Consider the following 13622-nt stretch of genomic DNA (forward strand, 5'->3'; position numbering starts at 1 on the left):
ACTTCGTATTGCTTACCGGCGCGGGGGGCGCGCATCAACCCGCTGATCGGTGGGCAGAAAGCGGTTTGACGCGCCGCGCCGGGCGTTGCATCCTCTGCCCACGGAAATTGGCGCGCGCAACATGCAAATCTTTCTTCCCATCGCCGAAGTCTCGGTCAATGCCTTTACCTTGATCGGGCTTGGCGGGCTGGTCGGACTGATGAGCGGCCTGTTCGGCGTCGGCGGCGGCTTCCTGATCACGCCGCTTCTGTTCTTCATCGGCATTCCGCCCCCGATCGCGGTGGCCACCGGCGCCAACCAGGTTGTGGCCTCGTCGGTCAGCGGCGTCCTGGCACATGTCAAGCGCAGGACCGTCGATTTCCGAATGGGTGGCGTGCTGTTGGCTGGCGGTCTGGTCGGATCATGGATGGGCGTCTGGGTCTTCACAATCTTGCAGAATCTGGGCCAGGTCGATCTGGTGGTTCAGCTTTGCTATGTCATCTTCCTTGGCCTGATCGGTGGGATGATGCTGCAAGAAAGCATCCGCAGCATGCGGAGGTCGCGCAATCCGACCTATCGCAAGCGACTTCACCAGCATAACTGGGTTCATCGCTGGCCGTTGAAGATGAAGTTCCGCACCTCTGGGCTGTATATCAGCGCGATCCCCGTGCTGCTGGTCGGCGTCGCGGTCGGTGTTCTGGCCGCGATCATGGGTGTCGGCGGCGGCTTCATCATGGTTCCGGCCATGATCTACCTGCTGGGTATGCCGACCAAGGTCGTGGTCGGAACCTCGCTGTTCCAGATCACCTTCGTCACCGCCTTCACCACGCTGATGCATGCCATCAGCTACAATACCGTCGATATCATGCTTGCGGTCCTGCTGATCGTCGGCGGCGTGGTCGGCGCGCAGATTGGCACCACGCTTGGCGCGCGCCTGCGGGCCGAGCAATTGCGCATCCTGCTGGCGCTACTGGTGCTGATGGTCTGCGGCAAGCTGGCGCTGGACCTGTTCCTGCGCCCGGACGAATTGTTCTCGATCACGACGGGGACACATTGATGCGCGCGTTTCTGGGTCTTGCGGCAGGGATCTGGCTGGCGGCCGGGGCCGTTTGGGGACAGGATGCCCCGCCACGACAGGCGCCGGGATCGACGGTTCCGCTGTCGCCACCGCAGCAGGGCTATCCGCTCTATCCCGACCCCGGCATGCCCCGCGCCGGATTGCCAGAGCAGCAGGACGCCCCGACCGAACAGGTGGTCGCGGGGCTGTCGCGCAATTCCGTTGCGATCACGGCCAGCTTTGACGGGTCCGATATCCTGATCTACGGTGCCATCAAGCGCGAGACGCCGATTCCTCCGGGTCCGCCGCTGGAAGTCGTCGTCACGCTCGAGGCTCCGACGCAGGCGCTGACGGTTTGGCAAAAGGAACGCAAGCTGGGAATCTGGCTGAACGCCGAAAGCGTCGAGGTGGGGGCCGCGCCCGGCTTCTACGCAGTCGCCACCAGCGGACCGCTGGACCAGATCCTGAGCCCCGAATGGGACAGCCGCTATCGCATATCTTTGCCGCTTGCGCTGCGGGCGTTCGGCGGCGGCCTGAATGTCGAAGACGCGGTGCCCTATACCGAAGCGCTGATCCGCATCCGCGAGGCGAACGGGCTGTATCGGCTGGACGAAGGCAGCGTGAAGCTGGTCGATCAGACACTGTTCCGCGCCGACATCCGCCTGCCCGCCAATCTGATCGAAGGCGACTACAAGACACGCATCTTCCTGCTGCGCGACGGCGAAGTGGTTGACGTCTATCGCGCGCCCATCGAGGTGCGAAAGGTCGGGCTTGAACGCTGGCTGTACCGTCTCGCCTTCGATCAGCCGCTGCTTTACGGGCTGATGTCGCTGGCTGTGGCGGTGGCGGCGGGCTGGGGCGCATCGGCTGCGTTCCGGCGGCTGAGGCGGGCCTGAATCTCGCCTGTGCCGCGGCTGCCGGGCGACGGCGATCAGGGCGTAACGCCGCAAGCTGTGTCCTGATCGGCAATGAAGCAACAGGCCCCGCGGTTAGCCACGGGGCCTGCGCCCTCCCACATCGCGGGCCGTCCCCCTCCACTGGTCCGGCGCCGCTTGTGTGTCCTTACGATCCGGCGATCAGTTCGGCCTGACGCACAATCACCTCGGCCTGCTTGATCGAGGCTATATCGACCAGACGGCCCTTGTACACCGTGGCCCCCGCACCGGTCTTCTTGGCCTCTTCCATGGCCGCCAGGATCTCGCGCGCCTCGGTCACCGCGTCGTCCGAGGGCGAGAACACCTCGTTGGCCAATGCGATCTGGCTGGGATGGATCGCCCATTTGCCGACCATGCCAAGCGTGGCGGACCGGCGGGCCTGCGCGACGAAGCCGTCCTTGTCCGAGAAATCGCCGAACGGGCCGTCCACCGGCAGCAGTCCATGGGTGCGGCACGCAGCGACAATGGCAGTCTGCGCCCAGTGCCATGGATCTGGCCAGTATTTTTGGCCCTCGCGGATCATGTAGTAATTTTCCTGGGTGCCGCCGATGCCCGTCGTGGCCATCCCCATCGAGGCCGCGAAATCCGCGGCGCCAAGACTCATCGCCTGCATCCGGGGTGATCCCGCCGCAATCTCCTCGGCATGGCATATCCCGGCGGCGCTTTCGATGATGACCTCGAAGGCAATGGCCTTGCGGCGGTTCCGGGCACGCTCGATCGCCGTGACCAGCGCGTCCACGGCATAGATGTCGGCGGCATTTCCGACCTTGGGGATCATGATCTGGTCCAGCCGGTCGCCCGCCTGCTCCAGCAGATCCACCACGTCGCGATACCAGAAAGGCGTGTCCAGCCCGTTGATCCGCACCGACAGGGTCTTGTCACCCCAGTCGATGTCGCCGATCGCCTGAATTGTCTGGCGCCGGGCGGTTTCCTTGTCGTCGGGCGCGACCGAATCCTCGAGATCGATGTTGATCACGTCGGCCGCGGATTTCGCCATCTTCTCGAACAGGGCCGTGCGCGACCCGGGACCGAACAACTGGCAGCGGTTCAGTCGGGCTGGCGGAAGGGGCTGAAGGCGAAAGCTCATTGCGGCTCCGTGTCATCAGGCGAAATTTAATTGCGGCACCATTAGCGCGCCGCGCGGGCGCTTTCAACCCCGTTGCGCACCGTCGCATACCGCCCGGGGCAAGCCAATGTCCGACTTGACCCGCGTGCGCTTTGGGCGCAGGAGCGCAGCCGAGGACGCTGATACGGAGAGAGGATGCGATGACGCGGACAGTCTATGTGAACGGCGAGTATCTGCCAGAGGATCAGGCAAGCGTATCGATCTTTGATCGCGGCTTCCTGATGGCCGACGGCGTTTACGAGGTGGTCAGCGTGCTGAACGGCAAGCTGCTGGATTTTGACGGCCACATGGCGCGGCTGCAGCGCTCGCTTGCTGCGCTGGAGATCGCCAATCCGCTGGCCGAGAACGAATATCTGGATGCTCATCGCGCGCTTGTGGACCGCAACGCGATCAGCGACGGGCTGGTCTATCTGCAGGTGACGCGCGGCAATCCGGGTGATCGCGATTTCGCCTATCCGTCGGAAGACACCCCGCCGACAGTAGTGATGTTTACACAGGCGAAACCCGGACTGGCCGACGCGCCGGCGGCGACGACCGGCTGGAAGATCGTCAGCGTCGAGGATCTGCGCTGGGGCCGTCGCGATATCAAGACGGTGCAGCTACTTTATCCCTCGATGGCCAAGATGGAGGCCAAGTCGCGCGGCGCGGACGATGCCTGGCTGACCGAGGACGGATTCGTGACCGAGGGAACCTCGAACAACGCCTATATCGTCAAGGACGGGGTGATCGTCACGCGAGAACTGTCCCACGACATCCTGCACGGCATCACCCGCGCGGCGGTGCTGCGTTTCGCGGCCGAGGCGCAGATGAAGGTCGAGGAACGCAGCTTCACCATCGCCGAGGCGCAAGAGGCCGACGAGGCCTTCGTGACTTCGGCATCGGCCTTCGTGATGCCGGTGGTCGAGATCGACGGAAAACCCGTCGGCACCGGAAAGGTCGGCGCCATCGCGACGCGCCTGCGCGAGATTTATCTTGAGGAAAGCCGCAAGGCGGCGGTCTGACCAGACCGCGGGCGCCGCGGGAAACCCGCGGCGCTTTCTGCGTCCCGCGATGGCCGGGGGGCGAGCCCCCCGGACCCCCGTGCGGACCGTCGGCGACGATCAGCAACGCTGCCCGATTTGGGCAAGGGCCCTGCCTTGCCCTACGGGAACTCGCGCAGGACGCTCAGGTTGACTTTCGCGCACGAGACCACAACTTGGGTGTCTGTCGCACGAGGCACAGCGGGGAAATGGATGGGTCACAACAACACCAATGCGCCGGTCTCGCGGTTTCCCGAAGTCTCTCGCCCCAAGCTGGAGGGCGGCAGGCGTTTCGTGATGCACAGTGAGTTTCGCCCGGCTGGCGACCAGCCGAGGGCGATCGAAGAACTGTCGCACGGCGTGAACGATGGTGAACGCGATCAGGTACTGCTGGGGGCGACGGGCACCGGCAAGACCTACACCATGGCCAAGGTGATCGAGGAGACGCAGCGCCCGGCCATCATTCTTGCTCCGAACAAGACGCTGGCAGCTCAGCTTTATGGCGAATTCAAGGGCTTTTTCCCCGAAAATTCGGTCGAGTATTTCGTCAGCTATTACGACTACTACCAACCCGAAGCCTATGTGCCGCGCAGCGATACCTATATCGAGAAGGAAAGCCAGATCAACGAGGCGATCGACCGGATGCGCCACAGTGCGACGCGCGCATTGCTGGAACGCGATGACGTGATCATCGTGGCCTCGGTCAGCTGCATCTATGGCATCGGCTCGGTCGAGACCTATTCGGCAATGACCCAGGACATGATCGTCGGCGAAAGCTATGATCAGCGCGAATTCCTGGGTCAGTTGGTGGCGCAGCAGTACAAGCGGCTGGACGCGGCCTTCCAGCGCGGCGGGTTCCGGGTGCGCGGCGATGTGGTCGAGGTCTGGCCCGCACACCTTGAAGATCGCGCATGGCGGTTCGATTTCTTCGGCAACGAGCTTGAGGCAATCACCGAATTCGATCCGCTGACCGGTGCGAAATCCGATAATTTCAAGCAGATCCGCATCTATGCCAACAGCCACTATGTGACCCCGCGCCCGACGATGCAGCAGGCCGTGAAGGGCATCAAGAGGGAACTGGCCGAACGGCTGAAGCAGTTGCAGGAGGAAGGCAAGCTGCTGGAAGCGCAACGGCTGGAACAGCGGACCAATTTCGATATCGAGATGCTGGAGGCGACCGGCGTCTGCAACGGGATCGAGAACTATTCCCGCTACCTGACCGGCCGCGCGCCAGGCGAACCGCCGCCCACCCTGTTCGAGTTCATCCCCGACAATGCCATCGTCTTCGCTGATGAATCCCATGTCAGCGTGCCCCAGATCGGCGGCATGTACCGGGGCGACTTCCGGCGCAAGTTCACGCTGGCCGAGCATGGCTTCCGCCTGCCCAGTTGCATGGACAACCGCCCGCTGAAATTCGAGGAATGGGACGCGATGCGACCGCAATCGGTCTTCGTCAGCGCCACCCCCGCGTCATGGGAAATGGACCAGACCGGCGGGGTCTTCACAGAACAGATCATCCGTCCCACAGGCCTGCTGGATCCCCAGATCGAAATCCGACCGGTCGAGATGCAGGTCGATGACCTGCTGGACGAGGTGCGCAGGGTCACCGCCAAGGGGTATCGCACCCTGTGCACGACCCTGACCAAGCGCATGGCCGAGGACCTGACCGAATATCTGCACGAACAGGGCATCAAGGTCCGCTACATGCACAGCGATATCGACACGATCGAGCGGATCGAGATCCTGCGTGACCTGCGGCTGGGGGCCTTCGACGTGCTGATCGGTATCAACCTGCTGCGCGAGGGACTGGACATCCCCGAATGCGGGCTGGTGGCGATCCTTGACGCCGACAAGGAAGGGTTCCTGCGGTCCGAAACCTCGTTGATCCAGACCATCGGCCGCGCCGCGCGAAACGTTGACGGACGCGTCATCATGTATGCCGACCGCATCACCGGCAGCATGGAACGCGCCATGGCCGAGACCGAGCGGCGGCGCCAGAAGCAGATGGCCTATAACGAGGAACATGGCATCACACCGCAGACCGTCCGCAAGAATGTCGAGGACGTTCTGGCCGGGCTGTGGCAGGGCGATACCGATCAGTCGCGCGTCACCACCAAGGTCGAAAAGCCCCTGATCGGTGCCAATCTGCAAGCCCATCTTGACGCGATGCGGGCGCAAATGCGCAAGGCGGCCGAGAACCTGGAATTCGAAGAGGCCGCCCGCCTGCGCGACGAGGTCAAGCGGCTGGAAGCCGTCGACCTCGCGATCTCAGATGATCCGCTGGCCCGGCAATCGGCTATCGAGGATGCGGTCGCGGCAAATAGCAGTGGGTCAGGAAGATCGACCGCAGGCCGCGCGGGCCAGCGCGGCGGCAACAAGCGATCAAAGCGCCGCCGCTGATCGGTGCGTCATGCGCGTTGGAATTTCGGCAAATGTCAATCTGCCGAAATCGCCAGTCAGAAACCGCTTTGTTTTTGTCAGGGAATCGGTTTCTATTTGCAATATATGTGTCAGCTTTAGGAGTTTGTAATGCCGGTTCTTGCGATGGATCCCAAAACGCTTCAGCTCGATCCCGAAATCGCGAAGGCTGCCGGCAAGGCCGCGTCCGAGTCGTATCGCAGCAAGTCACCATATCCCTATGGCAGTTTCGAAGAGTTTCTGCCGCCCGAGGTGTTGGACAATGTCCGCGAAGAGCTGAAGGCCCTGCCGGAGGCGGAAACCAGCTTCGATCGCCCGCAGGAAAAGCTGAAAACCAGCTATGTGCCGGAACGCCTGCCGCCCTATACGCGCAATCTGTTCTATATCCTGAATTCCCGCCCGTTCGTTCAGTTTCTGGAGAACCTGACCGGCATCAAGGGGCTTATTCCCGATCCCTATTTCGCGGGTGGCGGCATCCACGTCGTCGGAAACGGCGGCCATCTGGATATTCATGCGGATTTCAACCACAACGCCATTCTGAATCTTGAACGGCGACTGAATGTCCTGATCTATCTGAACAAGGACTGGAAAAAGGAATATGGCGGGTCGTTCGAAATCTGGAATGATGACATGACCGAGATGGTGGACAGTTTCGTGCCCCTGTTCAACCGCATGGTCTGCTTCAACACCGGATCAACGACCTGGCACGGCAATCCGACGCCGGTCAACCACCCCGACGGCGAGCCGCGCATGTCGATGGCGCTGTATTACTATACCGCGACCTGGGACGGCACCAAGAAGGCGCACACGACACTTTTCAAACCGCGTCCGGGAACCGCCGATCAGGCTGACCGCGAGACGCGCCGGAATGAGGTGCTTCAGGACGTCCTGCCACCGGTCATGTATCGCCGGGTGATCGGCCCGCTGCGGCGCCTGGGCTTCTAGCCCGCTCGCTCGGGACTAGCCGCAGCTGACGCGGGCGATCCAACCCTTCGGGTCCACGAAGATGTTCAGACGGTTGGGGTTGACGTCATCGCTCAGAGTCGCGTCGGGGATGACGACCCGCTGCGGCAACTCTGACGGCAGCGTCACGGCACCGATATTGCGCCCGACCAACGCCTGATGCCGCGCCGGATCGCAGCGCGCGGCGCTTACGGTCAGGCCGGATTGCTGCTGGCACGCGGACAGGACGACAGGGCTGCAGATCATCGCTGCAAGGCCCGTGCTGCGGAAAATGCGATACATGGCGGCTCCTCTCTATCTTGTGTCAGAACCCGGGTGGACACCGGAACGTTCCCTTGCCTAGGCCAGAGCAGTTCAAGGAGTAAGCCCATATGACGCGACCATGGATTCAGGCTGCGACGGTTTGCCTGCTGGCGTCGGGACCGACGCTCGCATCGACCGATGAGGCTTGGGAAGAGTTTCGAGCCTCAGTCGAAGAAGCGTGCAGCGACCTTGTCCAATCGTCGGATGGCGCGTTGGTCAGTCTGGACATGGCACCGTTCGGATCCGAATCCTACGGCGCCGCATTGCTGTCAATCAAGCCGTCCGGCGGTGAGGCAGAGCGCGTGATCTGCATCTACGACAAGAAGACCCGGACCGCCGAGTTGACCGGCAGCTTTTAGAATTCCTGTTCAGGTCGGCTGCTCTCAAGCGGGCTGTGCCCTGACCCGCCACATGACAGAAAGCGTTCGGGGCTTGATCCGGCGCCCCGCTTTGGCGATAAACCTGCGAAGCCAGTGCAAGAGGTTCACCCATGCGAGTCCGCATCTTCCAGCCCGCCCGTAACGCGATGCAGTCCGGAACGGCCCGCAGCAAGGGCTGGGTGCTGGAATTTCCGGCGGCTGACGCCCGCGAAATCGATCCTTTGATGGGATGGACCAGCAGCGACGACACCCAAAGCCAAGTCCGCCTGCGCTTTGACACGCGCAAGCAGGCCGAGGACTATGCGCGCGATCATGGTCTTGAATACGTCGTTCAGGAGCCTCACAAGCGTGCGGTCAATGTTCGCCCCCGCGGATATGGCGAGAATTTCGCGACCGACCGTCGCGCACCCTGGACTCACTGAGCAGTGTGAACCTGACCAACGTTCGCAGAGGCTAGCCGAAAGTCTTGCGGGGTCGATACGCGCAGCTAGCGCCGCCCTGCGCGCTGCGCCGCCCGGTCGATGGCTGCCAGAACGGCATCGGGCGCGGCATGATGCGGCATATGGCCGATGCCCGGCAGGATCGTCAAATGGGCGTTCGGCAACTGATCGTCCATCTTGCGCGAATGATACTGGATGCCCACGGTGGTATCGCGCGCGCCGTGGACGATCTCGATCGGCAGCGTCAGTTCGGAATACAGCGGCGCCATCCGGGCCAGATAGGGCTTCAAATTGTTCACCTGCCGCGCGTTCGCCAGAAAGCTGTCCTGACGCAGGGTGAGGCCGGCCCCCACATATTCCATATATCCCTTGGGTACCGGATTAGGTGCGAAAATACCGGCAATGGCGTCTTCGATCCGGGATTCCGGAACAAAGGCCGAAATCAGCGGCACCGCCGCGGACCGTCCCACCGCGCTGGTAATGAACGGGTAGAACGGACCCAGATCCGCCTCGTCGGGCCAAGGATGGGTCGCCCCCGCAAGCAGCACCACCGCAGCCGTGTCCTGCGGGTCGCGCAGTGCCCACGCCATCGCAACCGCGCCACCATAGCTGTGTCCCAGCACGATGGGCCGCGTGACCCCAAGCTGATCGGCGGCCTTGCGCAACAACTCGGCCTGCGCGATGGGATTGTCATTCTGCGCGCCGATATTGTCGGTCCAGCCCAAGCCAGGCCTGTCGAAGGCGATGACGCGGTAATCGTCGCTCAGCCGTCCGACCAGATCGAAGGTGAAGTCGCGCGTGTTGCCGCTGGCGCCGTGGATCAGGACCAGATCGGGGCCAGCGCCTTCGACATGGGCGTGCACACGATGCCCATCCACCTCGATCAGCCGCCCGGTGGGGGGATAGGCAGCCTCGGCAGCATCCTCGCGCGTTGCTGCCCGATCCTCAACGAACGCCGCGCAGCCCGCAAGACTTGCCGCCACGATGGTCAGCACCAACAATCCAGGTCTAAGTCTTGGCATCGCGCGGCCTTCCCTGTTGCGTTCCTATCCGAACAGTCACGCAACGCGGTGGGTTCCGGGTGCAGGCCGGAAAGCGCGCCTCGCGCGATTGTCATTCGGCATGACCACGCCTGCGGCCCCGATCCGCGCATCCGGGGGTTTGCGTTGACGCATTGCTGGGCTTATCTGGCCCCCAAGGTTCCTGAAAGGCCCTGCTTCGTGCTCGTGCAAGCCCGCGCCCTGATCCTGTCGGCCCTGCTGGCCCTGCCGCCCCTCGCGGCGGCGGCGCATCCGCATGTCTATATCGATTCCAAGCTGGAGCTGATTTACGACGAGACGGGGCGGCTTAGCGCGGTCGCCGTGGAATGGAGCTATGACGAGCTGTATTCGTTGCTGATCGTTACCGATCTTGGCCTTGACCCCGATGGTGACGGCGTCCTGGACTACGACGAACGGACCCGGCTTCAGGGGTTCGATGCGGATTGGGAACCGGATTTCGACGGTCGGCTGTATCTGACAACGGATCAGGGTCCGGTGGAATTGCTGGGGCCGCGCAGCTTCGAAGCCGATTATCGTGACGGCCGGATCGTGTCGCGGCATCTGCGGCCGCTGTCCTCGCCGCTACCAGCCGACGCAGCGCTGCAGCTGCAAACCTACGATCCCGAATTCTATGTCGATTTCACGCTGCACGGTCCGCCCCGGTTCCTGGGTCGCGACGATTGCCGGGCGGCGCTGGACCAGGGTAACCCGGATGCGGCGCGTGCGGCCTATCGCGCGGCGCTGGATGCCGCCCTGCTGGAGGCGACAGACGATGCCGAGGCGGAACTGGTGACGGTTGATATCGGCGGCGCGGGGGCGGGCGCGTTGAATGTCATTTGCGGCAGCGCGACGACAGGATGAGCGACACCGCACATCCTCGTCGCGGCGCGACACATATCCTGGCGATCGCCGGACTCGGGGTCGGGCTGCTTCTGCTGGTCCTGTGGTCCAGCGGTGCATTGGCGGGGATCGAGGCCTGGGCGGCCGACCGGCAGCGCGAGGCACAGACCCTGATGGCCGGCGCGCTGCGTCAGTTGCGCGCCGGCCAGCCGGGTGCGACCGGGACGCTGCTGGCGATCTGCTTTGGCTATGGGCTCGTCCATGCCGTCGGTCCCGGACATGGCAAGATCCTGATTGGCGGCTATGGCTATGGCACGCAGGTTCCGATGGGACGGCTGGCGATGCTGGCCCTGCTGTCTTCGTTGGCGCAGGCCGGTACGGCGGTGGCGCTGGTCTGGGGCGGCATCGCGCTGCTGGACCTGTCGCGCGAGGCGCTGACCGGGCTGACCGAGGATTCGATGGCCGACATCAGTGCTCTGATGATCGCGCTGGTCGGGCTGTGGCTAGCCTTTCGCGGCGCCCGCCTGATCCTGCGGACAGCACAAGGCGGTCAACATCACGATCTTCACATGCATGATCATGAACACGGGCATGATCACCAGCATGCTGCGGATTGCGGCTGCCGCCATGCGCACGGCCCGACCGCCGAAGAGGTTATGGCGACCCGTTCGCTGCGCGACGCGGTCATGCTGATCGCGGGCATCGCCGCGCGGCCCTGCACGGGGGCGCTGTTCCTGCTGATCCTGACCTGGCGGATGGATGTCTTCACGATCGGGGTCGCGGGCGCGATGGCGATGGGCTTGGGCACAGCTTCGGTGACGCTGCTGGTCGCGGCGATGTCGGTGTGGGCCCGGCGCGGCAGCCTTGCGCTGCTGCCCGCGTCGGGGCCACTGGCCGCGCTGGGGCGCTGGCTTCCCGGCGCGATGCAACTGGCTGCCGGTTGCCTGATCGCGGTCGCCGCCATCGCCCTTGTCCTCTGACCGCCGCTGCGCGACCGGCAAGCCCAATAAATTCGTCATTTTGCATATCTACTGCACGCGCCGTTTGACGCAGGTCAAGGCGTGACGTCGCCCGCCGCCCTATCAGCAGGGTGCGAAACAGGAGCGATATCCCCATGTCCACATCACGGATGGACCCGCCCGGCCTCTACGCGGCACGCGAGCCGATCTTCCCCAAACGTGTCAGGGGCCGGTTCCGGAACCTGAAATGGATCATCATGGCGGTAACGCTGGCGATCTATTACGTCACGCCGTGGATCCGGTGGGATCGTGGGCCGAACATGCCCGATCAGGCGGTTCTGGTCGATCTGGCCAATCGCCGCTTCTTCTTTTTCTGGATCGAGATCTGGCCGCACGAGTTCTATTTCGTTGCCGGGCTTCTGGTCATGGCGGGGCTGGGCCTGTTCCTGTTCACGTCGGCGCTGGGACGGGTCTGGTGCGGCTATTCCTGTCCGCAGACCGTTTGGACCGACCTGTTCATCCTGGTCGAACGGTGGATCGAAGGGGATCGCAACAACCGCATCCGCCTGCACCGGCAGAAATGGAACGGGCAGAAGATCCGCCTGCGCGCAATCAAGTTCGCGGCATGGCTGCTGATCGCGCTGCTGACCGGCGGGGCGTGGGTGTTCTATTTCACCGATGCGCCGACGCTGCTGGTTGATCTGCTGTCCGGTCAGGCGCACGCTGTGGCCTATCTGACCATCGCGCTGCTGACCGCGACGACCTTCGTCTTCGGCGGCTTCGCACGCGAACAGATCTGCATCTATGCCTGCCCGTGGCCGCGAATTCAGGCGGCGATGATGGACGAAGACACGCTGACCGTCGCCTATCGCGACTGGCGAGGCGAGCCGCGCGGCAAATCCGGACATGACCGCAGGCAGCCGGCGGGTCAAGGCGCGGCCGGCGTCGTGGGCGATCCGTCGGTCGCGGCACCCGGCGCGGCGGTCGCGCAGGCTCCACGTCTGACGTCTCCCGCCCCCGAGGATGCCGTGCGGGGCGACTGCATCGACTGCATGGCCTGCGTCAATGTCTGTCCAATGGGGATCGACATCCGCGATGGCCAGCAACTGGAGTGCATCACCTGTGCGCTCTGCATCGACGCCTGCGACGAGATCATGGAAAAGATCGGCAAGCCGCGCGGCCTGATCGATTACATGGCACTGCGCGACGAGACGGCCGAGCGTGCCGGCGGGGCGCCCAAGCCGCTGCTGAAACATGTGCTGCGCCCGCGCACGCTGCTGTACTTCACATTGTGGTCGGGAATCGGCGTGCTGTTGCTGGTCGCGCTGATGATGCGATCCTCGGTCGATCTGAACGTCTCGCCGGTGCGCAACCCATTGTTCGTGACCATGTCGGACGGCGCGATCCGCAACACTTACGAGGTTCGTCTGCGCAACAAGCAGCACGATACCAGCGTCTACAGCTTCAGCGTGGCGGGCGGCGATACACAGGGCCTGACCCTGACCATCGAGGGGTCTGCGGGAGATACGGTCCAGGTCGCCGCCGACCAGACGCTTGCCGCCCGGCTGTATCTGACCGCACCGGCGGGATCGCCGCTGACACAGACCGAGAACACGCCGATCGAACTGGTCGTGACCCAGCGGGGCGGCGATGCCAGCAACTCGGTTGAGACCGTCTTTCATGGAAGGAGCCAGTAGATGCGCCGCGAACTGACAGGCCGCCACGTGCTGACGATCACGGTCGCGGCCTTTTCCGTCATCATCGGGGTCAACGTGGTCATGGCGATCAAGGCGGTGGGCAGCTTTCCGGGGCTTGAGGTCGCCAATTCCTACGTGGCGTCGCAAACATTCGATGACGACCGCGCGGCCCAAAGCGCCCTGGGCTGGACCGTCACACCGTCCTATGACGGCAAGGAACTGACGCTGGCTGTGACCGATCGCGACGGCCTGCCGGCCAGGGTCGCAGCCTTGTCCGCAACAGTGGGAAGAACGACCCATCAACGCGCCGACCGCACGCCGGTCCTGACCTACGAGGGCGGTGTATATCGCGCCCCGCTGACGCTGGAACCCGGCGCATGGACGATCCATGTCGTCGCCACGTCGGCCGGTGGAACGCAGTTTCGCCAGCGGCTGGATCATTATGCGGGCGCGGTGGTGAAATGAG

14 protein-coding genes are annotated in these 13622 nt (G+C 63.7%); 11 read left to right on the forward strand and 3 right to left on the reverse strand.

The window, feature by feature from the left end; all coding sequences use genetic code 11:
- Positions 1–121 precede the first annotated feature (121 nt).
- Together MU516_RS11545 and MU516_RS11550 are read left to right on the forward strand one after the other, a co-directional pair.
- On the forward strand, positions 122–1036 hold the full coding sequence (locus MU516_RS11545) for a sulfite exporter TauE/SafE family protein (protein ID WP_260277360.1): 915 nt from the start codon (positions 122–124) through the stop codon (positions 1034–1036).
- Positions 1036–1932 carry a TIGR02186 family protein gene (locus tag MU516_RS11550; RefSeq protein WP_311319107.1) on the forward strand — a complete coding sequence of 299 codons (897 nt, stop codon included), beginning with the start codon at positions 1036–1038 and terminating at the stop codon, positions 1930–1932. The genes MU516_RS11545 and MU516_RS11550 overlap by 1 nt, the downstream gene beginning before the upstream one ends.
- Positions 1933–2098: 166 nt before the next feature.
- Here MU516_RS11550 and MU516_RS11555 read toward each other — a convergent pair whose 3' ends face one another.
- Positions 2099–3058, reverse strand: coding sequence for an HpcH/HpaI aldolase/citrate lyase family protein (locus MU516_RS11555; protein WP_209055945.1), 960 nt, complete (start codon positions 3056–3058; stop codon positions 2099–2101).
- Positions 3059–3237: 179 nt separating this feature from the next.
- On the opposite strand from MU516_RS11555, the gene MU516_RS11560 reads away from it, so the two are divergent.
- The 3 genes from MU516_RS11560 to MU516_RS11570 all read left to right on the forward strand — a co-directional run bounded on the left by MU516_RS11560 (position 3238) and on the right by MU516_RS11570 (position 7479).
- Positions 3238–4098, forward strand: coding sequence for a D-amino-acid transaminase (locus MU516_RS11560; RefSeq protein ID WP_260277361.1), 861 nt, complete (start codon positions 3238–3240; stop codon positions 4096–4098).
- A 231-nt stretch (positions 4099–4329) separates the two neighbouring features.
- Positions 4330–6516, forward strand: coding sequence for an excinuclease ABC subunit UvrB (gene uvrB, locus MU516_RS11565; protein ID WP_260277362.1), 2187 nt, complete (start codon positions 4330–4332; stop codon positions 6514–6516).
- A 144-nt stretch (positions 6517–6660) separates the two neighbouring features.
- Positions 6661–7479 (forward strand): 2OG-Fe(II) oxygenase, encoded by an 819-nt coding sequence (locus MU516_RS11570; protein ID WP_260277363.1) that lies wholly within the window; start codon positions 6661–6663, stop codon positions 7477–7479.
- Positions 7480–7494: 15 nt separating this feature from the next.
- Here the strand turns inward: MU516_RS11570 and MU516_RS11575 are convergent, their stop codons facing one another.
- Entirely contained in the window at positions 7495–7779 is a 285-nt protein-coding gene (locus tag MU516_RS11575; protein WP_260277364.1) for an I78 family peptidase inhibitor, read from the reverse strand.
- An 89-nt stretch (positions 7780–7868) separates the two neighbouring features.
- On the opposite strand from MU516_RS11575, the gene MU516_RS11580 reads away from it, so the two are divergent.
- The gene (locus MU516_RS11580) at positions 7869–8159 is read left to right on the forward strand and encodes a hypothetical protein (RefSeq protein WP_260277366.1); all 291 of its coding nucleotides are present in this window, start codon (positions 7869–7871) and stop codon (positions 8157–8159) included.
- A gap of 131 nt (positions 8160–8290) precedes the next feature.
- Positions 8291–8602 carry an ETC complex I subunit gene (locus MU516_RS11585; RefSeq protein WP_260277367.1) on the forward strand — a complete coding sequence of 104 codons (312 nt, stop codon included), beginning with the start codon at positions 8291–8293 and terminating at the stop codon, positions 8600–8602.
- A gap of 65 nt (positions 8603–8667) precedes the next feature.
- Here MU516_RS11585 and MU516_RS11590 read toward each other — a convergent pair whose 3' ends face one another.
- On the reverse strand, positions 8668–9642 hold the full coding sequence (locus MU516_RS11590; protein WP_260277369.1) for an alpha/beta fold hydrolase: 975 nt from the start codon (positions 9640–9642) through the stop codon (positions 8668–8670).
- A 198-nt stretch (positions 9643–9840) separates the two neighbouring features.
- Here MU516_RS11590 and MU516_RS11595 point away from each other — a divergent pair, with 198 nt between their 5' ends.
- The 4 genes from MU516_RS11595 (at position 9841) to MU516_RS11610 (ending at position 13621) form a co-directional block, all read left to right on the forward strand.
- On the forward strand, positions 9841–10521 hold the full coding sequence (locus tag MU516_RS11595; protein ID WP_260277370.1) for a DUF1007 family protein: 681 nt from the start codon (positions 9841–9843) through the stop codon (positions 10519–10521).
- Entirely contained in the window at positions 10518–11480 is a 963-nt protein-coding gene (locus MU516_RS11600; protein WP_260277371.1) for a nickel/cobalt transporter, read from the forward strand. Before MU516_RS11595 ends, MU516_RS11600 begins: the two co-directional genes overlap by 4 nt.
- Before the next feature lie 134 nt (positions 11481–11614).
- Positions 11615–13156 carry a cytochrome c oxidase accessory protein CcoG gene (ccoG, locus tag MU516_RS11605; protein WP_260277372.1) on the forward strand — a complete coding sequence of 514 codons (1542 nt, stop codon included), beginning with the start codon at positions 11615–11617 and terminating at the stop codon, positions 13154–13156.
- Positions 13157–13621 (forward strand): FixH family protein, encoded by a 465-nt coding sequence (locus tag MU516_RS11610; RefSeq protein ID WP_260277373.1) that lies wholly within the window; start codon positions 13157–13159, stop codon positions 13619–13621.
- The last annotated feature ends 1 nt before the right edge of the window (position 13622 follow it).

The organism is Paracoccus maritimus, assembly GCF_025195095.1.
Taxonomy (GTDB): Bacteria; Pseudomonadota; Alphaproteobacteria; order Rhodobacterales; family Rhodobacteraceae; genus Paracoccus; species Paracoccus maritimus.